At 59.5% G+C, this 19,542-nt stretch carries 24 protein-coding genes; 14 read left to right on the forward strand and 10 right to left on the reverse strand.

What is annotated here, in order from left to right:
* Nucleotides 1-60 precede the first annotated feature (60 nt).
* Nucleotides 61-1,032: a quinone oxidoreductase family protein gene (locus tag OHL20_RS01445; RefSeq protein WP_263381440.1), complete on the reverse strand. Its 972-nt coding sequence runs from the start codon at nucleotides 1,030-1,032 to the stop codon at nucleotides 61-63.
* 91 nt (nucleotides 1,033-1,123) lie between these two features.
* Between OHL20_RS01445 and OHL20_RS01450 the strand changes: the two genes are divergently transcribed.
* The 3 genes from OHL20_RS01450 (at nucleotide 1,124) to OHL20_RS01460 (ending at nucleotide 3,096) form a co-directional block, all read left to right on the forward strand.
* On the forward strand, nucleotides 1,124-1,762 hold the full coding sequence (locus tag OHL20_RS01450) for a TetR/AcrR family transcriptional regulator C-terminal domain-containing protein (RefSeq protein WP_263381441.1): 639 nt from the start codon (nucleotides 1,124-1,126) through the stop codon (nucleotides 1,760-1,762).
* A gap of 54 nt (nucleotides 1,763-1,816) precedes the next feature.
* On the forward strand, nucleotides 1,817-2,137 hold the full coding sequence (locus tag OHL20_RS01455) for a hypothetical protein (protein WP_263381442.1): 321 nt from the start codon (nucleotides 1,817-1,819) through the stop codon (nucleotides 2,135-2,137).
* Nucleotides 2,138-2,652: 515 nt separating this feature from the next.
* Nucleotides 2,653-3,096, forward strand: coding sequence for a hypothetical protein (locus tag OHL20_RS01460; RefSeq protein ID WP_263381443.1), 444 nt, complete (start codon nucleotides 2,653-2,655; stop codon nucleotides 3,094-3,096).
* A 70-nt stretch (nucleotides 3,097-3,166) separates the two neighbouring features.
* On the opposite strand, the gene OHL20_RS01465 is transcribed toward OHL20_RS01460, so the two are convergent.
* A complete protein-coding gene (locus OHL20_RS01465) occupies nucleotides 3,167-4,567 on the reverse strand; it encodes a sensor histidine kinase (protein ID WP_263381444.1) in 1,401 nt (466 codons plus the stop codon).
* A gap of 289 nt (nucleotides 4,568-4,856) precedes the next feature.
* Here OHL20_RS01465 and ribA point away from each other — a divergent pair, with 289 nt between their 5' ends.
* Nucleotides 4,857-5,495: a GTP cyclohydrolase II gene (gene ribA, locus OHL20_RS01470; protein ID WP_263381445.1), complete on the forward strand. Its 639-nt coding sequence runs from the start codon at nucleotides 4,857-4,859 to the stop codon at nucleotides 5,493-5,495.
* Nucleotides 5,496-5,531: 36 nt separating this feature from the next.
* Here ribA and OHL20_RS01475 read toward each other — a convergent pair whose 3' ends face one another.
* The 6 genes from OHL20_RS01475 to OHL20_RS01500 form a co-directional block, all read right to left on the reverse strand.
* On the reverse strand, nucleotides 5,532-6,509 hold the full coding sequence (locus OHL20_RS01475) for a substrate-binding domain-containing protein (RefSeq protein WP_263381446.1): 978 nt from the start codon (nucleotides 6,507-6,509) through the stop codon (nucleotides 5,532-5,534).
* 245 nt (nucleotides 6,510-6,754) lie between these two features.
* Complete coding sequence (locus OHL20_RS01480; RefSeq protein WP_263381447.1) at nucleotides 6,755-7,264, reverse strand: DinB family protein; 510 nt, start codon at nucleotides 7,262-7,264, stop codon at nucleotides 6,755-6,757.
* The gene (locus OHL20_RS01485) at nucleotides 7,265-8,167 is read right to left on the reverse strand and encodes a glycine betaine ABC transporter substrate-binding protein (protein ID WP_263381448.1); all 903 of its coding nucleotides are present in this window, start codon (nucleotides 8,165-8,167) and stop codon (nucleotides 7,265-7,267) included. It lies immediately after the preceding gene.
* Nucleotides 8,164-8,793, reverse strand: coding sequence for an ABC transporter permease (locus tag OHL20_RS01490; RefSeq protein WP_263384923.1), 630 nt, complete (start codon nucleotides 8,791-8,793; stop codon nucleotides 8,164-8,166). Before OHL20_RS01490 ends, OHL20_RS01485 begins: the two co-directional genes overlap by 4 nt.
* 8 nt (nucleotides 8,794-8,801) lie before the next feature.
* Nucleotides 8,802-9,545 (reverse strand): ATP-binding cassette domain-containing protein, encoded by a 744-nt coding sequence (locus OHL20_RS01495; protein WP_263381449.1) that lies wholly within the window; start codon nucleotides 9,543-9,545, stop codon nucleotides 8,802-8,804.
* A 37-nt stretch (nucleotides 9,546-9,582) separates the two neighbouring features.
* Nucleotides 9,583-10,410: an ATP-binding protein gene (locus OHL20_RS01500; protein ID WP_263381450.1), complete on the reverse strand. Its 828-nt coding sequence runs from the start codon at nucleotides 10,408-10,410 to the stop codon at nucleotides 9,583-9,585.
* 160 nt (nucleotides 10,411-10,570) lie between these two features.
* On the opposite strand from OHL20_RS01500, the gene OHL20_RS01505 reads away from it, so the two are divergent.
* From OHL20_RS01505 to OHL20_RS01520, 4 genes are all read left to right on the forward strand, one after another.
* Nucleotides 10,571-10,813 carry a hypothetical protein gene (locus tag OHL20_RS01505; RefSeq protein ID WP_263381451.1) on the forward strand — a complete coding sequence of 81 codons (243 nt, stop codon included), beginning with the start codon at nucleotides 10,571-10,573 and terminating at the stop codon, nucleotides 10,811-10,813.
* A 133-nt stretch (nucleotides 10,814-10,946) separates the two neighbouring features.
* Nucleotides 10,947-11,957 carry a type I glyceraldehyde-3-phosphate dehydrogenase gene (gene gap / locus OHL20_RS01510; RefSeq protein ID WP_263381452.1) on the forward strand — a complete coding sequence of 337 codons (1,011 nt, stop codon included), beginning with the start codon at nucleotides 10,947-10,949 and terminating at the stop codon, nucleotides 11,955-11,957.
* A 114-nt stretch (nucleotides 11,958-12,071) separates the two neighbouring features.
* Nucleotides 12,072-13,004 carry a sugar phosphate isomerase/epimerase family protein gene (locus OHL20_RS01515; protein ID WP_263381453.1) on the forward strand — a complete coding sequence of 311 codons (933 nt, stop codon included), beginning with the start codon at nucleotides 12,072-12,074 and terminating at the stop codon, nucleotides 13,002-13,004.
* A gap of 52 nt (nucleotides 13,005-13,056) precedes the next feature.
* Complete coding sequence (locus OHL20_RS01520; RefSeq protein WP_263381454.1) at nucleotides 13,057-13,440, forward strand: hypothetical protein; 384 nt, start codon at nucleotides 13,057-13,059, stop codon at nucleotides 13,438-13,440.
* A 9-nt stretch (nucleotides 13,441-13,449) separates the two neighbouring features.
* On the opposite strand, the gene OHL20_RS01525 is transcribed toward OHL20_RS01520, so the two are convergent.
* Nucleotides 13,450-14,112 carry a DUF6629 family protein gene (locus tag OHL20_RS01525; protein ID WP_263381455.1) on the reverse strand — a complete coding sequence of 221 codons (663 nt, stop codon included), beginning with the start codon at nucleotides 14,110-14,112 and terminating at the stop codon, nucleotides 13,450-13,452.
* Between the two features lie 119 nt (nucleotides 14,113-14,231).
* Between OHL20_RS01525 and OHL20_RS01530 the strand changes: the two genes are divergently transcribed.
* The 6 genes from OHL20_RS01530 to tpiA all read left to right on the forward strand — a co-directional run bounded on the left by OHL20_RS01530 (nucleotide 14,232) and on the right by tpiA (nucleotide 18,600).
* On the forward strand, nucleotides 14,232-14,855 hold the full coding sequence (locus OHL20_RS01530; protein ID WP_263381456.1) for a pyridoxamine 5'-phosphate oxidase family protein: 624 nt from the start codon (nucleotides 14,232-14,234) through the stop codon (nucleotides 14,853-14,855).
* A gap of 93 nt (nucleotides 14,856-14,948) precedes the next feature.
* On the forward strand, nucleotides 14,949-15,332 hold the full coding sequence (locus OHL20_RS01535; RefSeq protein ID WP_263381457.1) for a RidA family protein: 384 nt from the start codon (nucleotides 14,949-14,951) through the stop codon (nucleotides 15,330-15,332).
* A gap of 35 nt (nucleotides 15,333-15,367) precedes the next feature.
* The gene (locus OHL20_RS01540; protein ID WP_263381458.1) at nucleotides 15,368-16,582 is read left to right on the forward strand and encodes a phosphoglycerate kinase; all 1,215 of its coding nucleotides are present in this window, start codon (nucleotides 15,368-15,370) and stop codon (nucleotides 16,580-16,582) included.
* Between the two features lie 5 nt (nucleotides 16,583-16,587).
* Nucleotides 16,588-17,052 (forward strand): hypothetical protein, encoded by a 465-nt coding sequence (locus tag OHL20_RS01545; RefSeq protein ID WP_263381459.1) that lies wholly within the window; start codon nucleotides 16,588-16,590, stop codon nucleotides 17,050-17,052.
* Between the two features lie 190 nt (nucleotides 17,053-17,242).
* Nucleotides 17,243-17,776 carry a DinB family protein gene (locus OHL20_RS01550; protein WP_263381460.1) on the forward strand — a complete coding sequence of 178 codons (534 nt, stop codon included), beginning with the start codon at nucleotides 17,243-17,245 and terminating at the stop codon, nucleotides 17,774-17,776.
* A 47-nt stretch (nucleotides 17,777-17,823) separates the two neighbouring features.
* Nucleotides 17,824-18,600, forward strand: a complete 777-nt coding sequence (gene tpiA, locus OHL20_RS01555; RefSeq protein ID WP_263381461.1) for a triose-phosphate isomerase — start codon at nucleotides 17,824-17,826, stop codon at nucleotides 18,598-18,600.
* A gap of 308 nt (nucleotides 18,601-18,908) precedes the next feature.
* Here tpiA and lepB read toward each other — a convergent pair whose 3' ends face one another.
* A complete protein-coding gene (gene lepB, locus OHL20_RS01560) occupies nucleotides 18,909-19,469 on the reverse strand; it encodes a signal peptidase I (protein ID WP_396271454.1) in 561 nt (186 codons plus the stop codon).
* Nucleotides 19,470-19,542: the final 73 nt, after the last annotated feature.

A 19,542-nucleotide genomic window follows, 5' to 3' on the forward strand; every position in this document is an offset into this window, starting at 1 on the left:
AGCCTCCAACTCACCACGAACAACGGGCGCGCCGCAACAATCGGGAGCGCCCGTTACCGTTTAACCCATCACGAACACCACCCGAGCCTTACCCTCGTACTCCCACGTCTTCTCCACATCCGCAAGCGGCACAACCTTCGTCGCGATGCGAAGCTTCGCCGGACCAACCGCCTCGAAAACACTCCCAATCGCAGCAAGCAGCCGCTCCATGGGGACACTCTTCAACCCGCTCCCCATCAGCACAATCGACGACGACCGCAGCGCCGCACCCGGCAGCTGCACATCATCGCCACTCGCACCCCCCACATGGATGAACCGCACCGGCTTCGCATCCTCCACCCCCGTCGCAATCGCCATCATGATCGTCTCCGCACTCTTCCCCCAGAGATAGTCGACGACCACATTCACCCCCGCCGCGAACTGTTCAATCAACGCAGCCTCAAACGCCTTTGCTCCCTCTGAACCACTTCCTTCAATCCTGAACGGAATCATCACATCCGCTCCCAGCGCCCTCACCTCCTCGAGCGCCACCCCATCGCGCCCCGTCGCAATCACCTTCGCCGCACCCATATACTTCGCAATCTGCACAGCGAGTCGTCCCGCGATCCCGGTCGCACCGTTAATCAGCACCGTCTCACCTGCCTTTACTTGGGCACGCTCCGCGAGCGCAGCCCACGCCGACATCCCGGGATTCGCCACCGCCGCCGCCGTCACATCATCCAACCCATCCGGCAACACGATGCACTGCTTCGAGCGAACCCGCGTCACCTCCGCCATCGCCCCATAGGGCGCCTCCGGCAGAACAAAATACACTCGCCGCCCATCCTGCGTCTCACCCACGCCATCCACACCAACCACCGCTGGAAACGCACCATCCGCACTATAGTGCGCCCCCGATGCCCGCCCCTTCGTCAGGTGCGTCAACGCCGCCGCCCGCACCACAATCAACTCCCGTCCCCCCGCACTCTGCGGAGCCACAAAGTCTCCGTACCGAGGCGTCTGCCCTGCTACTTCCACGATTGCTGCCTTCATGATGTCTCTCCATACTGAGATATAAATCTAACAACGTTAGATAAATCTACCGCCGTTAGATTTGAAGCGCAACTCTTGATAGACTTATCCCGTGAAGGTCAACCCAGAACTCATCGTGCGCGCAGGCCTCACCTTGCTCAATGAAATCGGCCTTGAGCAGCTCACCCTCCGCCGCTTAGCCATGGACCTCAACATCCAGGCCCCCACCCTCTACTGGCACTTCAAAAGCAAAGAGCAGCTCATCGACGCCATGGCCACCCTCATCCTCGCGGAGGGAGTCCCCGCGCTTCTCCCCAGAAAGAAATCAGCCGACTGGAGATCATGGGCCACCACCTTCGGCCACGGTCTCCGCCAGATCCTCCTGCACTATCGTGACGGAGCCCGCGTCGTCGCCGGATCGCGTCTCACTGACACCACCTACATGGAAGCCACCGAACGCATCGGCACCCGCCTCATCGAGGCCGGATTCTCAACCCGCAACGCAGTCGTCCTTCTCAGCACCGTGTACACCTTCACCGTCAGCTTCGTCCTCGAAGAGCAGGCCGTCTTCCCGACGCGAGGTCAGCGCTCCCCCGCCTACAACCTCGCCGAACGAAACGCACGCCTCGACCCAGAGAAGTTTCCCCTCATGCGCCAAAGCGCAACCATCCTCTTCGATCGCTTCGACCAGCGCTACAAGGAAAGCCTGAAGCTGATCCTCGGCGGTGCCGCCGAGACGCGCATCCCCTGACCGCGCTCGCTTATGTGTGCTTGAAATGCTCCTCAGCACCCAAAACAGCAGAGGTTGAACCATGCAGGAGCAGCGCCCGTCCCAGGTCCCATCCTCAACCGCATCGGCTTCGCCTACGCCGCAGCCCTCGCCGGATGGACGGTCGCATGGTGCATCACCATCGCCTACTTCACCATCGTCCCTCTCCTCCATCACTTCCATCCCCTGCGAGGTGCAGACCAATGGGGAGACCTTCTTATCTATCTCATCTCCACCCTGCTTTTTGTGCTGCTCGACACAACGATCTTCGGCGTTCCGCACGTCGCCATCCGCTCCGCCCAAAGCATGCTCCGCCACCCTGGCGCTTCTATCTCGAATCCGGCATCGTCGGCATAGCTGCAATCAGCGGCTTTCTCGTCCGCTTCCATCCATCCGCCTATAACCTGCACCAGTCGCTTAGAGACTCCATCCCCTGCAACGTCTTCAGCCTCATCGCCACCACTGCGACCAGCTTCGTCTTTCTCCGATGGCTCCGCCGCCAGCAAGTGGCCGGTCTTGAACTCTGAAAACGTACCACTCACAAACCCCAGCAAAGACGCACGATCAACCACCCTCACCCAAGAAACACCAGCAAAACACCGTGTCAGCCCCCCTATTTTGCTAACTCTTTCATAACAAAGCGAATATAGTTCAAAATAAGTGGCTGTTTAGTTATACCAACCTGCTATCCATAATTCAGTAGCAAATAAGTCCCGGCCACCAGCCAGGGCTTTCCCGTTTAGAATCTTATATTTACCTGTAACCCCAATGGAATGTCATATTTAGCTGCCATCAAAACAGCTAAGTGTTACATTCCATTGCACTTGCGCTCAGCATCCCCAACCATTTTTTGCCCTGCAGGAGAAACCAGAATGTCCGCACCCCTCTGCCGCCACATCAAGATCACGGGCCAGAAATGCCGAGCCGTCGCCATTGCCGATGGTCCCCTCTGCTACTTTCACCACAAGTTTCAGGTCACCCACCGCACCTATCGTCAGGCTGTTCCAATCAACTCAACCCACTACATCAACCTCAACGCTCTCGAAACCTTCGAAGCCATCCAGATCGCCATCTCCCAGGTCGTCCTCGCGATGGGTACTGGTCAATTGGCCCATTCAAGCGCCCTCATGCTCCTGCGCGGCCTCCAGATCGCCTACCGCAATCTCGCCCTCGCCGAGAAGCGCCCCAAGCCGGAAGCCGCCTCCGTCCGCCTCATCAGCACCACCCACGATTGCCTCGACCTGGCCCTGCCCGACCTCACCACCGAGACCCCCGAGGAGGTCAATCTGGCCGAGCACATCATGCCACCCCACTAGCGCGATAACTACTTCGACCGTCACTTCTCCTGTGATCCACTCCCCCTCGAACAAACCGCGGCCTATGCCCTCAGCCTCGCGTCACCGCCCGCACCGCACTCTCCAGCAGATGATTCGCCGCTCCCAGCGCCTCTGTCCGCACCTGCGACCAGTTCTGCGCCCCTGCCTCCACAATCGGCATCAGCAGCGTCACCTTAGTCCCCCGCCCCGGCCGGCTCACCACCTCCAGCGTCGCCCCAGGACCATACAGCACCTCCATCCGCTCCCGAACATTCTTCATCCCAATCCCCGTCCCCGGCCGCACCAGCCCACTCACAGGAGAAGGTCCATTCCGCTCCGGAGCCATCCCAACCCCGTCGTCTTCTACTTCAACCAGCAGGCGTCCCCCCACAATCCGGCTCCGCAGTGTTACGGTACCGCCAGAGATACGGGGCTCGAGGCCATGCTTGATGCTGTTCTCGATCAATGGTTGCAGCAGCATACTCGGCACGACGATATCGAGCGTATCCTCGGCAATCTCCTTCACCACCTGCAGCTTTTCGCCGAACCGGACGACCTCGATCCCGAGATAATCATCCGTGAACTCAAGCTCCTCGCGAAAGGGAACAAATGCCTCACGCTCCTGCAGCAGCATCCGCAGAATGCTAGCCAGCTTCACGATCATCTCCCGCGCCAGCTCCGGCTCCGACCGCACCAGCGACGTGATCGAGTTCAATGTATTGAAGAGGAAGTGAGGATTGATCTGTCGCTGTAGCGCATCCAGCCGGGCTTCCATCAGCAGCCGGCCCTGCTCCTCCAGCTTCCGCTCCGTCCGAATGGCGTTCCAGATCTTCAGCGGAACCCCGACCACGATTGGCGCACACGCGCAGATAGCCAGCTCTACCCACCAGTTCGTCGAATGTAGATCGAAGTAATAGCGCGGATAAAACCGCGACAGCATACTCGTCGCGAACTGGAGCACCATCACCAAAACGAGCAGCAGAATCTGTCTGTCCAGCCGCGGCTGCCTTAAATTTCGAGTCACCCACCGGTAAACACTCAGGTCGATCATTGGCGAGAAGGACCACACATCCTCCCGCTCCGCAAACCTTCCAAACGCTCCGGCAATCGCACCAACCGCCAGGTTCACCGGGAGCGCCCAGTACTCGTGATGCAGCACTGCCGGCACAGCCAGCAGCGCACCGCCTCCCATAGCCGCCAGCGGTCCAATCAGCACGCCCAGCAGAATCGTCGCCTCAAACGAGATATCCGCCGCTAGAAAATTAGGAACCGTAGCCCGGATCCACACCCCCAGCGTCAGCGGGATGCAGAGCATCCCCACCAGGACCAGCGTCTGCCGCAACGTCCGGTTCGTAGCCAGCAGCGCATTCTTGAACGTCACCGCCCGCCCAAGCGTAGTCGACACCGCCGCCGCCACACCCAGCTCCACCAGCAACGTAATCAAAATCAGCTTCGGATCAGCCTGCGTCACACCTCAACTCTAACCCACCGCCTTCGCCTGTTCAGCAACCAATCCACAAAACTGTCATCCTGAGCGAAGTCGAAGGACCTGCATGCGCCCTTGCCGTTGCTTGTTTCGCCGTTGCCCTTGCATTTCAAAAGCGAACCAACCCATCCCGTCCTGATCCGTCCATCCGCACTGATCGGTATTAAGCCGTCCCTTCCTCCATCCCATGAATCATCCCAAGCCCGCTTGTCATCCTATTGTCACCACCATGTCGAGCCAGATCACCACCGATCCTGAAACGTATAATCGACCTATGCCGTTCGCAAGCGTACTAAAGGTAGCCGATGCAGACTTCCCCACCCGCTGGGGCCACTTTCGCATCCTTGGGTTTGAAGGCCTTATCGATCACCCCATCGCCTGCAACGACGACCTCCCGGCCCCGGCCACCCGTATCGAGTCCGCCGTAGCGCTCGTCATGGGCGACATCCACGCCGAACCGCCCATCGTCCGCATCCACTCGCAGTGCCTCACCGGGGACGTCTTCCATTCCCTCCGCTGCGACTGCCGCCAGCAGCTTGAGCTCGCCATGGCCCTCATCTCAGAGACCGGCACCGGCATCCTTCTCTACGAACAGCAGGAAGGACGCGGCATCGGCCTCATGGCCAAGCTCCGCGCCTACGAGCTTCAGGACCACGGTCGCGACACCATCGAAGCCAATCTCGAGCTTGGCTACAAGGCAGATTGCCGCCACTACGAGCTACCCGCCGAGATCCTCAAGTCCCTCGGCCTCGACGCCGTTCGCCTCATCACCAACAACCCCGAGAAGGTGGAGGCCCTCGAACTGGCAGGCATCACCGTCACCGAACGCATCTCCGCCGAGGTCCCAAGCGAGCCCACCAACGAGCTCTACCTCCAGACCAAGCGCGAAAAGATGGGCCACCTCGTCAGCTAAGACGAGGAGCCCATCCGGTTTTCGGCCGCGGTGGCCCTACTTGGCTGCATCCGCATTTGCCTTCGTATACTTATCCACGTTCGTAGGATCAACCAGCGCCGTGCCTGTATCAATAAACACGGGATACGGCGAATGCGGATCGCTTGCGTAGTCCGTAGCGAACTTTGGCGGAAGCGCATGATGAAGGTCCGCAAGCAGCTTCAGCCCCACGTACCCCATCGTGTACGGACGCTGCGAGATCGTCGAATCGATCTCCCCCAGGTTGATCAGGTTCAGCGTCGCATCATCCACATCCATCGCGACAACCGTCGGCGCCGTCGGATCCGGCTTATCTCCCACAGCCCGATGAACCGCCTCCGCGACGTCCTTGCCAGAGGATGATTCAAGACTCACAAAGGCATTGATCTTGTCCTTGCCCGTCTTCGCCAGCAGCTTCTGCGCTTCGTCGAAGGCCGTCCGCGAGTCCCCATGCATATCGAAGACCTCCACAATCTTGATCTCGGGATGGCTCGCAAAGACATCCTTGTATCCCTTCAGACGCTCATCCAGATTGGGCTGCCCGGGGTTCGAGAAGAAGACGACGTTGCCCTTGCCTTCCAGTTTGAAGATCAGTCGCTCCCCGCCGAGCCGTCCAGCCTCAAGATTGTTGGTTCCCACAAACGTCAACCGACCGCTTCCCGGCGCATCCGAATCCATCGTCATCACCGGAATGCCTGCGGCAATGGCTGTGTTGATCTCGGACGTCATCAGCGTCGCGTCCGGCACCGAGATCAGGATGCCCGCCGGCTTCGCAGCCACCGCCTGCTCGAACGCCGTCTCCTCCGCATGGGGATCGAATGAGTCCGGGCCCACCAGTCTTGCCGTTACGCCAAGTGCGGTAGCCGCTGCCGAAAAGCCAGCATTGGCCGTCTTCCAGTAGTTCACCTTGAGGTTATTGGAGACCAAATAGTAGGTCTCCGACTTGCTGTAGCGTTGGCAGCCCGTACTCGCCAGCAGCCCAGCTCCAAGTGCCATCAGGATAAGTCTCGTGTTGCAATCACGCATGGCGATCCCCTTTCGATTCAGTCCTAGCCGCCACCAGGCTGCCTGAGTCATTCGGAAGGAACGGTCTTTGCAATTTCGACCGCTGCGGCCCGCAGTCCTGCGACGCGTGCCGAATCATACTCCAAAGTTGCAACACCGGAGCATACAAATCTCAACCGAACCGACGCGGATGTGGTGCCCCATGTCCGAAACTTCGGACGTGGGTTGATGCAGCCCTAAGTGATTAGAGCCGTCCGCATCCCCCTCACCATCTTTGCCGTCGTAATTGCCTGCCCCGCATGCCGCTGCGAATGCTCCGCGCAGTGGACCATCAGGCCGCCGACCGTACTCGGCAGCATCGCGCGACCCACCCCACGAACTTCCTCATACTCCCCCGGTTCGATCATCCCGATTCGTTCAGACGCCTGTGCCAGCACCGCACGCACCTCGCCCAGCACCTGCTCCGTCAAAGCGTTTGGCTCCATCTCGCTTCCCAGCCTACGCATCTGGGCCTCGGTAAGTTGTCCGCCCGCCTCGTAGGTCAGCAGTCGGTCAAGACTCCTCGCAATATGTCGCAGATGGAAGGCCACCGGCGGTAGCCCGAAGGGCCGCGCGTTGATCTCGTCATCCGTCAAACCCACGCACCACCGCTCCACGTCCTCCGAGGTCAGTTCGAGCGCATGTAGCACCTGCCGCCGCACCGCATCCACCTCCGTCAATGTTCCGCGCAACCACGGCTCAACCATCTACAGCCCTTTCCGATTCCGAAACTCCCGCACTACGTCGCCAACGTCGCGATGCTGTCCATCGACCGCATCGTTCATCGCCCTGACCTCATCCGCCGACACCTTCCCCGCCAGCCGATCCTCCGCCACCTTGATCTCCGGATGCCGCCGAAGCGAGTCGGCCAACACCACCGGCACGGCCTCATACGGCGGAAAGTAGTGCTTATCATCCGCGAGCACCACGAAGCCAAGCGCCCGGATGGGGCCGTCTGTCGAGTTTCCAGCGACCATATCCACCTGCCTCTGCGACAGCACACGATAGAGCAGGCCCAGATCCATGACGCGCGGCAGTCCGGCAAAGTGCAGGCCATACTCGGCCTCGAGTCCCTTCAGACCGTCGGGCCGTTCCTCGAACTCATAGCCGACCCCAAGCCGCCAGTTCGTGGCTGGCTTGATGGCATCACTGATCGTCCTGATGCCGAGTCGTCGCGCATCATCGCCGCGAATAACCATCGCGAAGGTATCCTCGAAGCCCATCGGCGGACCGACGCTGACCTTGTATCGGCTGGCATAAAGGTCGGTCACCTGCCGCAGAACGGTCGCCGGATCGCGCTGCGCGATCGGCGGCAGCGGTTGTTTGAGGATCGCCGTGAGAGCTGTCCCGGTGTACTCCACGTAGCCGTCGATCCGTCCGCTGATCAGCGCCTGCTGACAGATATAGCTGCCCGCAAGGTAGAAGCGCCGGTTCACCCGCTGGCCAGTCGTGGCCTCAATCTCCTGCGCCAACAGTTCGCCGAGCACCACCTGCTCAGTAAAGTTTTTTGCCCCAATCGTGATCCGCGACGACCTCGGCGGGGCACATCCGACAATAGAGGCAAGCCAAACCGCAACGGCCGCTGCTCGAAGGACGACCGAAGCCTTCATACGCGCCGAACCGCCAGGCGCTTCTCCAACCATCCCAACCCGGTATCGGCGAGCAAGGCGAGGAGGGCGGCAGGAATTGCTCCGGCCAGTACCAACCCGTTATCGACCGAGGCCACGCCACGGAAGATCAACTCGCCCAACCCGCCCGCTCCGATCGCAGCCGCGATGGTTGCTACACCGACGCAGGTTACAGTTGCGGTGCGTAGCCCGGCTAGGATGACACTCGCTGCGAGGGGAAGTTCTACTTTGATAAGTCGCTGCATCTGATTCATTCCAAGTGCATTGGCTACATCAATAAGTGCTGGATCAACACTGCCGATCCCCGCATAGGTATTCCGCAGAATAGGCAGCAGCGCATAGCCTGTAAGCGCCAGAATCGCCAGCCTTGCGGCGTTCTCGCCGAGCCACGGCACCGGGAGGAGGAGTCCAAAGAGCGCGAGACTTGGCACCACCTGAATGATGTTGGCGAGCGCGATGACGGGCTTAGCCAATCTGGGTTTGCGGGTGAGGACGATTCCAAGGGGAAGTCCGATTGCAGCTGCAAGCAGCATTGCGAAGAGTGTCAACCAGAGATGCTCAAACGTCAATCGGCCAATCTCCCAGGCGTGAGACTTTAAGAAGTGGATGAGGTTATTCAAGCCGGAACCGCCCGGTGAACCGCCTGCACATATGCCCTCACACGCTCGTCCTGCGACTGGAGAACCTCACCCGCAGGTAGGTCCGCGATCACCTGCCCATCGGCAAGAAAGATAACCCGTTGCGCAAGATAGAGCGCTTCGTCGAGATCGTGTGTGACGAGCAACACCGTCTTCCTGACGCGCTTGAAGAGAGCAAGCACCATGGTCTGCATCTCGGCCCGCGTCATCGGATCGAGCGCACCGAAGGGTTCGTCCATCAGCAGAACTGCAGGATCAGTGGCCAGCGCCCGGGCCAGTCCAACCCTTTGCCGCTGGCCGCCGGAAAGCTGCCAAGGGTAGCGCGCGCGGAACTGCTCGAAGTCCATTCCGACCAACTTCGCGACCTCGTCGACACGGCTCGCGATCTCAGACTTGGGGCGGTCGGCAAGCTCAAGCGCCATCCCGGCGTTCCGCTCGACGGTCATGTGCGGAAAGAGTCCGTTCTCCTGAATGACGTAGCCGATTGAACGGCGCAGCGCGGTTAGGTCGCCGTTTTCCACAGCTTTTCCTTCGATGAAAACTTGTCCAGCAGTCGGCATGACAAGTCCGTTGACCATGCGCAGGAGAGTCGTTTTGCCAGAACCGCTGCGCCCAAGAAGGGCTGTCGTTGTTCCTTCCTGAAGCTGCAACGAGACGTCGCGCAAAAGGCATCGCCCATCTGCCAATGTATAGCTCACCTTCGCGAACTCTACGCCGACCATGGGCAATCCTTTGTTTTGATGTGCTTACAACAACTACTTAGAGTGCCGCCTCGGGGCTGGCGGAAGCGTCCCCTTCCAGGGCAGCAGAAGTATCTGGTTCCGTTCCGGCTGCACCCTTGACGCGCACGACCGTAATCTTGTCAAAGCCCTCTTTGAAGGCCGGGGGACGGAGACGCTCTGCCATCCTCTGCATCACTTCGTCGGTAACCTGACGCTCGCGTTTCGAGTTGCGCTCCATACATACGGCGAGCGGCACGTCGAAGAAGACGGCCTGCACTTCGTACTCGAAGCTTTTCGCCATCTTGATCCATTGACGCCGCTCGTGGGGCGAAAGGTTCGTCGCATCCACGTAGTTCCACGGCATCTTGGCGATCAGACGCGCGCGCAACAGCGAGCGCAGCGTCGAGAACACCAAGCCTTGATAGCGCTGGTCGGTAATGTCGTCGAAGAGCAGCGTGCGGAGCAGGTCGCTCGAGAGCGGGGTGACGCCGCGCCGCTTGTACCAGGTCGTCTTACCGGATCCCGGAAGCCCAATGGTGAGTACAACATAGCCTCGCGGCGACTTCTTGGTAACGGGCATGAGCTCTGCCGGGGGCGTATTCAGATGCTCCGGTTGAGTCTCGATGACCATCTGCTTTTCGGCAGCGGGTGTTTCGGGTTCGGCTGGCGTGAAGGCTGCCGGTGGCGCGGGTGCCGCTGCGGTTTCCGGTGCTGCCGGGGTTTCGGGTTCGGGGGCGGACTCCCGTGTGGGGGCTGCCTCCGGATACGTCGGCCTCAGTGGTGCCAGTTGATTTGCAGGAAGCTCCTGCCCAATCTTTCCAGTGGACTCCGATTCATTCGGTCCACGTCGGGGACGTCGTCTCATCTTTTCGCGTATCCAGTCGCGCAAGTCGCGCATAGGGTGCTTATAACATCCGACGGAAGGCTGCCGCAAATGGCCGCACCTTTTCCGGTACTCCTGCGGGCCGGATGTCGTACACGGTCCTGTGATCTTGCTGGCGTACGGTGACCGGTGAGGTGACACCATGGAGATCGGAACTTTAGAGCTGAATCAACGTCAGGCAGCCTATAAAGCAGCGGTCGAGGTATGGAAGCAGTCTATTCAGCACGAGGAGGATCTGGCGTCAGTCGAGCACTCGGTTGCGGATCTGGATGCGTGGGAGAAGGCCTGCTTCACAGAAGAGGACGCACGCAAGAAGACGCACGCCGCCAAGAAGTTCTATGAGGACGGGCTCCGGTCTGAGTTCTTCGGCTTCCACGGCAGGTAGATCGCGCTCACGGTAGTTCGTTACGGACAGGGTGCCTGCCCGTTCAGCGGCTTCGCGCCCAACCCTTTATAGTGGGAGGAAGCCCGTCGAACGCTGGGCCACACGCAACACACGGACAGGAGCTCTACGACTTATGGCAGTAAAGGTTGGCATCAACGGCTTTGGCCGCATCGGACGCAACGTCTTCCGCACCGCTCTTGGCAATCCTGATATCGAGTTTGTCGCCGTGAATGACCTGACCACCCCGGCCACGCTCGCGCACCTGCTCAAATATGACTCGATCCTCGGCAACCTCAAGCAGGAGATCACCTCCGGCGAGGACTTCATCGTCGTCGATGGCAAAAAGATTAAAGTATTCGCTGAGCGCGACCCGGCCAAGCTGGATTGGGCGTCGGTCGGTGCGGAGATTGTCGTCGAGTCGACGGGCTTCTTTACGGACGCCACCAAGGCGAAGGCCCACCTCGGCGCCACGGTCAAGAAGGTCATCATCTCCGCACCGGCTTCGAACGAGGACCTGACGCTCGTCCTGGGCGTGAACCACGATAAGTACGACGCGGCAAAGCACAACGTCATCTCCAATGCGAGCTGCACGACAAACGCGCTGGCTCCGCTGGTGAAGGTGATCCATGACACCTTCGGGATCGCTTCGGGCATTATGACGACGATCCACAGCTACACCAACGACCAGGTCATCCTCGATACGCCGCACAAGGATCTGCGCCGCGCCCGTGCCGCTGCCCTCTCCATGATTCCAAGCTCGACCGGCGCTGCCAAGGCCCTGCGGCTCGTAATTCCTGAGATGGACGGCAAGCTGGACGGCTTCTCGATGCGCGTGCCTACACCGAATGTCTCGGTCGTTGACCTGACCTTCACCAGCGAGAAGCCGATCACGGCTGCTGCGATCAACGAGGCGCTCAAGAAGGCTTCCGAGAGCGGAGAGCTGAAGGGCTATCTCGGCTACACAAATGAGGAGCTCGTGTCGAGCGACTTCCGTGGCAATCCTTACTCCTCGATCGTGGATTCGAAGCTGACGAAGGTGGTCGGGACGAACATGGGCAAGGTGATCAGCTGGTACGACAACGAGTGGGGCTATTCGAGCCGCGTGAAGGATTTGATCCTGTTCCTGGTTCAAAAAGGTCTGTAACTCGGACTCCTCTGAGTAGGCATGTCCCGCCATTCTTGAAGGGAGGCGGGACATACCTTGGCCAAATCGTCTATGCTTCGACTCTAGTTGCGCTCCATCGAGGTCGTCGTCACCATGTCGAATCCGATCCTGTTCACTCGTCGTCGCGCTTTATCGCTCCTTGCCTCTGGCACCTTAGCCACCCTTGTCCGGCCTGAAGGATGGGCGCAGACAGTGGATCTTCCGGCGGGCATCCAGCTGTATATGGTCAAGGATGACTTGGCCAAGGACCCTGCGGGCACCCTCCGTCAGTTGGCCGCAATTGGCTACCGAGAGGTCGAGACGGCTGGGACTGGCACCCTTTCCGCGGCCAACTTCCGGAAGCTTGTTGATGCTGCCGGGCTTACGGTTCCGAGCGCCCATGTTGGCTTCGGCATGGGCGATACTGGCAAATTGCTGGATGACGCCAAGGCTCTGGGCGCCACGTACGCGGTTAGTTCGGTGCTCCCGCCACACTCTGTCTCGACGACGGAAGGCTTCGCTCCTGTGCTGAAGCTGCTCAATACGATGTCTGTCGACGACTTCAAGCGCGTTGCTGAACTGGCGAACACCGTCGCCGCACAGGCAAAGGCGGCCGGGCTTCAGTATGCGTATCACAATCACAACTTTGAATTCCGGCAACTCGACAACGGGCAGCGCGGCTACGACATTCTGCTTGCAGCGACCGATCCGTCGCTGGTGAGGTTCGAGGCTGATTGTGGTTGGATGAAAGCCGCCGGCGTCGATCCCGGCACGTACTTCAGCAGGAATCCCGGTCGCTTCGCTATGATCCACGTCAAGGATTTTAAAAACCTGACCCATCCTGTGACTTCACTGATGAGCGAGGATGCACCTGTCTCGACGGAACTCGGCACGGGCAGCATCGATTACGGCACCATCGTTGCCGCAGCAAGGAAGGCCGGTATCAGGCACTTCTTCCTTGAGCAGGAGCCGCCGTTTGCTAACATGCCTGCAATGAAATCCGCGGCCGTCGGCTACACCGCCCTCCATAAACTACTGAAAGCTTGATTGCGTGCCAGCTAGTCGGCCCCACAAGCATCAAACTCTCAGGAGACAAACTATGCGTGTACGATTCGCCCTTCTTCTCCTCATCCCGGCGCTCGCCGGTTGTACCCATGATGACCACCACGACAAGGCCGATACCAGTACCTTCGGCAAGCGTGTGGAGTGTGCCGAGCTATCGGCATCGGGCAAATGGGAGAACCTTCCCAATGGACCGTTTCTGGATAACACCTACTACTCGCCAACTCTCGATACTTGCGTCTATGCGATGAAACGCAGCATCCGAGCGGATAAGGATGGCGGTCTTCAGTATGAGTACCTGCTCGTCGATGCGTTGACTCGCAAGCAGCTCTGGGGCAACGACCCCGCAGCAGGCGAGAATGAAGATCAAATCTCGACCAAGATGGACGAAGAGCTGAAGAAGCTCCAGATTACGCCCTAGCCGTTGCCGTCAGACTGTCTTCGCGTAGTGGAACGGCCTGTGCGTTCCACTACGCAGGAGATAGAAGCAGATGATGAGACTTGCGATCGCCGCGTAGGCGCACCAGATTGACGTGAAGGCGTATCGCTTGACTGCTATCACGGTGATTAGGATCGTCAGATTCGCCGCTCCGAAGATGACCATCTCCTTGATCTTCGAGAAAAAAAGCGAGCCGCAGGTGGCGATGACGTAAAGCACGGCGATCCACGTCTGGTTGGTCGCGGCGTTCACGTAGACGATGCTGTGCTCCTGCGCGTAGACCTGCAGCGGATACGCCGTAAGACCCCAAAGCATGTACAGCGCAAGCGCCGAGCCGAGGATGGCGAAGGGCAGCATGGCGCGGCGGCGCAGGAGTGTCGGCTCAAACAAGACGACGCTGAGCGGGATGAGGAACGGGAGAAGTCCCTGGGCGTAAAGCATGAAGGCAGCACCGGCGTTGTGCGCGACGGTTTGCGACAGGGTCCCGTCAAGGCCAAGCCAGACGAATCCCTCGATGAACTGGTGGATAGCGAAGAGGAGCGGCAATGAGGCGAAGAGTAGCTCGCGACGATGCTTGACGCGGACCAGCGTCGCAACCCCAATGGCACCGAGCACACCGCTGCCAACAAAGTTCGCCGTCGCTGAAAAGCACATGTTGGCTGTCCCCTGAAGTCTCTCGATCATACGTGACGTCGAATAAGTGAATCCTCTGCGGCTTCCAGTAATCTCAAGATCAGGCAGCGTGTCTACCTGCCGGGATCGAGTACGAAGTCATGGGCAATCATTTCCATGAACTAGCCTTTACGCCCCTCGTCAAAGCACAACAACAGCAACACGGCAGCCGACGCCAGTATGACCGCATGGAGCAGGCTGGTCCGGAGAGCAGCAGGCTCGGCGTCTCGGAAGAGACCTTCATCGCGCTGCGGGACAGCTTCTACATGGCCTCGGTCAGCGAGACAGGGTGGCCGTATATTCAGCATCGCGGCGGGCCGAAGGGCTTCGTCCATGTGCTGAGCCCCGGGCTGCTTGGCTTTGCGGATCTTCGCGGCAACAAGCAGTACATCAGCCTTGGCAACCTTGAACATGACGCGCGAGTCGCGCTTTTCTTTATAGATTATCCGAACCAGACACGCCTGAAGGTTCTTGGCCGGATCGAGGTCCACGAGCATGATGCCGAGGCGCCGGCGCTGATCGAATCGCTCCGAACTGCCGAGCGGGGAGCGGTGGTCGAGCGCGCCATCCTGATCCACGTCGAGGCGTTCGACTGGAACTGCCCGCAGCACATCACACCACGCTACACCGCTGAAGAGTTGGAGCCAGTTTTGAGACCCCTTCGGGAGAGACTCGCAAAGCTCGAGGCTGAGAACGCTGCGCTGCGAAAGGCTGCTGCAGTTTGATACACCCGGCTCGACGAACTTGCCAGTGTGTACCGTTCAGAGGCCATTCGTTGGACTTGAAACGTATGGTGTCCCGTCCACATCAAATCGAGCATGAGCGATCGATCCAACATTTCGGGCGCCAGCCCCTTCGAATCTGTCATCGGCTTTTCGCGGGCCGTGCGGATTGGCAACCACGTCCACGTCTCAGGCACCGGCCCGGGGGGGTCTGAGCAGTGCGACGCTGCCGAGCAGGCTGATCAATGCCTCACTCTGATCGCCACCGCGCTCAAACAGGCGGGTAGCTCCATCGAACACGTCTACCGAACCCGCGTTTACCTCACCAACGTCGATGACTGGGAGATGGTCGCGCGCATTCATGGCAAGTTCTTTTCGATCGTCCGGCCTGCTGCCACAATGGTGGTGGTTGCCGCCTTGCTCGATCCCGCGTGGAAGGTCGAGATCGAGGCGGACGCCTATACGCCGGGGATCGGCTAAACGCAGAGGCGGGCCGTTCGCGTATCCTTTCCATCATGGCCAAGCTTTCCATCCGCGACCTCGAACTAGCTGACAAACGCGTTCTCATCCGTGTCGACTTCAATGTCCCGATAAAGGATGGCGTGATCACCGACGACACCCGCATCCGCGAGACCATCCCAACGATTGAGTATGCACTGCGCCGGAAGGCGAAGGTCATTCTCGCCTCGCACCTGGGTCGTCCCAAGGGCCAGCCGGCCGAGTCGATGAGCCTGCGTCACCTGGTCGACCATCTTCGCGACCTTCTCGACCATGTGCTGGACGAGGATGAGAATGTCGGCTTCTCCCCGGACTGCGTCGGTGAGATTGCCACGGAGTTGACCAGCAACCTCCAGTCCGGACAGACGCTGCTGCTTGAGAACCTGCGCTTCCATGCTGAGGAAGAGGCCAACGATCCCGCCTTCGCAAAGGAGCTTGCCAGCCTCTGCGACATCTACATCAACGACGCCTTTGGAGCAGCCCATCGCGCTCATGCTTCGACCGAAGGCATCACGCACTTCGTCACGCAGTCCGCCGCTGGCCTGCTGATGGAGAAGGAGTTGACGTACCTTGGCAAGGCGCTGGACGAACCGGATAAGCCCTTCGTGGCGATCATCGGCGGGGCCAAAGTCTCGGACAAGATCGAAGTGATCGACAGCCTGCTTGAGAAGGCCGATGCGATTTTGATCGGCGGCGGCATGGCGTACACCTTCCTCAACGCGCAGGGCCAGACCACGGGCAAGTCGCTGGTAGAGACGGACAAGATCGACATCGCCAGGGCGGCGCTCGATAAAGCCAAGGCGAACGGCGTGAAGTTCCTGCTGCCGATCGACCATATTCTTGCTGACAAGTTCGCGGGCGATGCGGCGACCCAGAGCTTCACCGGCACCGGCGCATTCCCTGCGGAGTGGATGGCGCTCGACATCGGCCCGAAGACCATTAAACTCTTCACGAAAGAGATTGACGACGCCCGCACCGTGCTCTGGAACGGCCCAATGGGCGTCTTCGAGCTACCGGCGTTTGCGCATGGCACGAATGCAATTGCCTCCGCCGTGGCGCACAACAATGATGCCACCACGATAGTCGGTGGAGGTGACTCCGTCGCGGCCATCCACAAGTCAGGCTTCGCCGACAAGATCACCCACATCTCGACCGGCGGCGGTGCTTCGCTCGAGTTCCTTGAAGGTAAGGTGCTGCCGGGCGTCGCTGCGTTGAGCGAGAAGGACAAGTAAGCCGAATGATCAAGCTACGAACGCTGCTCACAATTTTCTTAGCGCTGGGACTCAGTTACGCGCATCAGGGTATGGCGCAGGAGAAGGGCAATTGGCGGCCTTCGAGTAAGACCGCTCAATCGATCACAGGAGAGATCGCCTTCGGTAATGAGAAGCTGATGATCAACTTTCTCAGCATCACCGTAGCCGAGATCCGCTCGCTCACGCCGACCGAGATCCTGGCCGCCTTCAGCGACTCCGAAGCGGGTGCGGGAACCGGCCACCTCTATCGCCTGAGCATTCCGGCGGACAAGCGCTTCCTGCACAAGAACACCATCTGTGGCGTCGAGGAGACGCAGTGGATGGCCACCTATGTCTCCGGCAAACAGCTCGAGATCGCCTTCTTCTCAAACGCGACGCCGCCTCTCTTCACCACCGAGGCCCTCGGCGGTAATGCCAATCTCTGCGGCATCTTTTCCTACGCGCATTAGCGACAGAAGGTATCTGACATGAAGGTGCAGACACCTTGGATAAATTTAAGCATTGCAGGCGTGGCATTCTCTTTTCGCACTTATCGAATGGAGAAGATGTCGCGAGAGAAACTGACCTTTTCATAAGCAAACTACCCTCCGAAGCTGTTACCAACGCTGGATAGCAGCCAACGTGGAATACTGGACGCAAATGATCACACCATCCATCGGTCGCCCCGAATCGCACGAAGTTGTTCCGTTCCAGTTCGTGTACGTCAAACAGGTTGTCGGGGAGGATATCCTTTCGATCCTGAACGAGCAGCTCGGCGAGACTCTACAAGCCTTCTCCGGCTACACGGAGGAGACCTCGCTGCAGCCCTACGCGCCGGAGAAGTGGACGCTTCGGCAGAAGCTCGGCCACATCAACGACGCGGAGCGCATCTTCACCTTCCGCGCCCTCTGGCTGGCGCGTGGACTGGGTGCACCGCTGCCCAGCTTTGAACAGGATCAGGCTGTCCTCACAGCCGAGTCCAACGAGATTCCCTGGGCCTCGCACCTTGAGGAGTTTGAGCGGCTGCGTCGCGCAACGCTTTCGCTCTTCCAGAACCTGCCTGCTGCCGCGTGGATGCGTACCGGTGAGGTGAGCGGCCATGTCGTCACCGTGCGGGCGCTTGCCTTCGTGACCGCAGGCCATCTCACCCATCATCTGCGCATGCTGCGCGAATCCTCAGCATTGGCAGTCTAACCGTGCGGCTTCCCAACGCATCCCTGGAGATGGGATACTAAGCATCCATGCGCAAACCTCTGATCGCCGGAAACTGGAAGATGTACAAGACGCCTAAGGAGTCGCTCGCATTCCTGAACGAGTTCCTGCCCTTGATGAGCGACCACACCGCACATGACATTACGATCTTCCCGACCATGTCTTCGCTCGGCTACGTCATCGAGGCCGTGAAGGGGACAAATGTCTCCGCCGGCGCACAGACGATGCACTGGCTGAACGAGGGACCATACACCGGTCAAACCTCGCCGACCATGCTCGCCAGCATCAACTGCACGCACGTCCTGCTCGGCCACTCCGAGCGCCGCATCTACGCAAACGAGACCGACGACATGGTGAACTGGAAGTTGAAGGCCGCGCTCGCCCATGATCTTGTGCCGATCGTCTGCGTGGGTGAATCGCAGGAGAAGCGGCAGGCAGGGCTTACTGAAGCTGTACTGAATTGGCAGATCGCCTGCGCGTTGAATGGCGTCCGTTCCGAATACGCCGCACCCATCGTCATCGCATACGAACCGATCTGGGCTATTGGCACCGGCAGCGTGGCTACACCCGATCAGGTCTCAGAGGCTCACGGAATCATTCGCCGCGAGGTTGCTGCGAGGCTAGGACAGCATCGCGCCGACGCGATTCGCATCCTTTACGGTGGCAGCGTCAAGCCGGAGAATATCGCCAAGCTGATGGTCGAGCCGGAGATCGATGGCGCACTCGTCGGCGGCGCCAGCCTCGACGCCAAGTCATTCGCCCAACTGATTCACAACTCTGTCCGGAACACGGGCGGCAAAAAGTAGCCACCGAAAACGAAAATGCCCCCAACTGTTTAGGCTGAGGGCATTCCTTACCACACGCAATCTCTAGCGGCGGTAGCCGCGATGACGATAGTAGCGATGATGGTGGTGATAACGACGGTGGTGTGGTCCTACGCGAACGATAACCTGCGCGTCTGCCGGGGTAACGGCCCCAACCAGAACGATAGCAACAATAAGACCTAAAATCCAGCTTCCCAGACGACGGCTCACGTGCGCTCCTTGAATTGACTCAACATTTCGTTTTGGATGCACTGCATTCACAGGTAGTTGTGGCCGGATGAAAACTTCGTCTAGCGAACTACGCCCATCTGACCCATGGGCCAATACACGAAGGCCGCCTTGCCATAGATCAACTCGCGGTCGACGGGCCCAAAATCGCGGCTGTCGCTGGAGATCGACCGATGATCTCCCATGACAAAGTACTCATTCTTCGGAATGACCATCTCCGCCTCAGAACGCTCGTCGCGATAGCGGACGGGAACGTACCGCTCATGTAGCTGCTTGCCGTTGACGAAGACTTTACCCTGGTCGATGCGGACGTCGTCTCCAGGTACAGCGATGACGCGCTTAATATAGCTCTTCGAATGATCATGCGGGTAAAGAAAGACGACGACATCCCCAGGCGCGATCGAGCCGACCCGGTAGGCAATCTTGTTGATGAAGAGGCGGTCCTGATCCTCAAGGACCGGCAGCATGCTCGTGCCTTCGACCCGTACCGGCTGGTAGAGGAAGATGATGATGAAGGCCGAGACCACGATGGACACCATCAAATCGCGCAGCCACGAATGCATCCCGCTGCGCTGCACTGGTCTGCTGTCTCCAGCCTCGCTTCCTTGTACTTCATCCGTCATGCTCAAATCCTTACTCACTCCGACCCTGCGAACTACGCATGTACATTCTTTAGACGTTCAGCAACCACATTGT

The organism is Granulicella arctica, assembly GCF_025685605.1.
GTDB classification, from domain to species: domain Bacteria; phylum Acidobacteriota; class Terriglobia; order Terriglobales; family Acidobacteriaceae; genus Edaphobacter; species Edaphobacter arcticus.

Excerpts from the sequence above, each read along its gene's own strand:
- OHL20_RS01445 (WP_263381440.1), bottom strand. The coding sequence starts at position 1,032 with ATGAAGGCAGCAATCGTGGAAGTAGCAGGGCAGACGCCTCGGTACGGA.
- OHL20_RS01460 (WP_263381443.1), top strand. The coding sequence starts at position 2,653 with ATGTCCGCACCCCTCTGCCGCCACATCAAGATCACGGGCCAGAAATGC.
- ribA (WP_263381445.1), top strand. The coding sequence starts at position 4,857 with ATGCCGTTCGCAAGCGTACTAAAGGTAGCCGATGCAGACTTCCCCACC.
- OHL20_RS01475 (WP_263381446.1), bottom strand. The coding sequence starts at position 6,509 with ATGGCACTTGGAGCTGGGCTGCTGGCGAGTACGGGCTGCCAACGCTAC.
- OHL20_RS01480 (WP_263381447.1), bottom strand. The coding sequence starts at position 7,264 with ATGGTTGAGCCGTGGTTGCGCGGAACATTGACGGAGGTGGATGCGGTG.
- OHL20_RS01485 (WP_263381448.1), bottom strand. The coding sequence starts at position 8,167 with ATGAAGGCTTCGGTCGTCCTTCGAGCAGCGGCCGTTGCGGTTTGGCTT.
- OHL20_RS01495 (WP_263381449.1), bottom strand. The coding sequence starts at position 9,545 with ATGGTCGGCGTAGAGTTCGCGAAGGTGAGCTATACATTGGCAGATGGG.
- OHL20_RS01500 (WP_263381450.1), bottom strand. The coding sequence starts at position 10,410 with ATGAGACGACGTCCCCGACGTGGACCGAATGAATCGGAGTCCACTGGA.
- OHL20_RS01505 (WP_263381451.1), top strand. The coding sequence starts at position 10,571 with ATGGAGATCGGAACTTTAGAGCTGAATCAACGTCAGGCAGCCTATAAA.
- gap (WP_263381452.1), top strand. The coding sequence starts at position 10,947 with ATGGCAGTAAAGGTTGGCATCAACGGCTTTGGCCGCATCGGACGCAAC.
- OHL20_RS01515 (WP_263381453.1), top strand. The coding sequence starts at position 12,072 with ATGTCGAATCCGATCCTGTTCACTCGTCGTCGCGCTTTATCGCTCCTT.
- OHL20_RS01520 (WP_263381454.1), top strand. The coding sequence starts at position 13,057 with ATGCGTGTACGATTCGCCCTTCTTCTCCTCATCCCGGCGCTCGCCGGT.
- OHL20_RS01525 (WP_263381455.1), bottom strand. The coding sequence starts at position 14,112 with ATGTGCTTTTCAGCGACGGCGAACTTTGTTGGCAGCGGTGTGCTCGGT.
- OHL20_RS01530 (WP_263381456.1), top strand. The coding sequence starts at position 14,232 with ATGGGCAATCATTTCCATGAACTAGCCTTTACGCCCCTCGTCAAAGCA.
- OHL20_RS01535 (WP_263381457.1), top strand. The coding sequence starts at position 14,949 with ATGAGCGATCGATCCAACATTTCGGGCGCCAGCCCCTTCGAATCTGTC.
- OHL20_RS01540 (WP_263381458.1), top strand. The coding sequence starts at position 15,368 with ATGGCCAAGCTTTCCATCCGCGACCTCGAACTAGCTGACAAACGCGTT.
- OHL20_RS01545 (WP_263381459.1), top strand. The coding sequence starts at position 16,588 with ATGATCAAGCTACGAACGCTGCTCACAATTTTCTTAGCGCTGGGACTC.
- OHL20_RS01550 (WP_263381460.1), top strand. The coding sequence starts at position 17,243 with ATGATCACACCATCCATCGGTCGCCCCGAATCGCACGAAGTTGTTCCG.
- tpiA (WP_263381461.1), top strand. The coding sequence starts at position 17,824 with ATGCGCAAACCTCTGATCGCCGGAAACTGGAAGATGTACAAGACGCCT.
- lepB (WP_396271454.1), bottom strand. The coding sequence starts at position 19,469 with ATGACGGATGAAGTACAAGGAAGCGAGGCTGGAGACAGCAGACCAGTG.